Below are 267 nucleotides of genomic sequence, written 5' to 3'. Positions count from 1 at the left end.
AGAACGGATTACGTTTATGCAGGGTACAAACAGTGTGCGCTCAGCCCTCCAGGGCGGCAGGGTCTGCCAGCAACTCGGCCAGCCTGGCAGTAAAACGTGCGGCATCGGCCCCGTTGATTACCCGGTGGTCATAGCTCAATGACAACGGCAACGTTTGGCGCCATTCAATGGCGTCGCCAGCACCGCGACGGGGTTTGTCCTGTGTTCGCGTGACGCCAAGAATGGCCACCTCCGGCGCGTTGACTATCGGCGTGAACGCCGTGCCGC

1 protein-coding gene is annotated in these 267 nt (G+C 61.4%); it reads right to left on the bottom strand.

Features of this window, described 5'->3' with window-relative positions; genetic code table 11:
- Positions 1-40: 40 nt before the first annotated feature.
- The coding region (locus tag SB816_RS32155) for a 2-oxo acid dehydrogenase subunit E2 (RefSeq protein WP_410548264.1) at positions 41-267 on the bottom strand (227 nt) is incomplete at its 5' end.

Origin of the sequence: Achromobacter sp. SIMBA_011 (assembly GCF_046535435.1) — a bacterium.
Taxonomy (GTDB): Bacteria; Pseudomonadota; Gammaproteobacteria; order Burkholderiales; family Burkholderiaceae_B; genus Achromobacter; species Achromobacter dolens.
The sequence above is the reverse complement of the archived record's forward strand: the minus strand, read 5'-3'. Positions and strand labels throughout refer to the sequence as shown.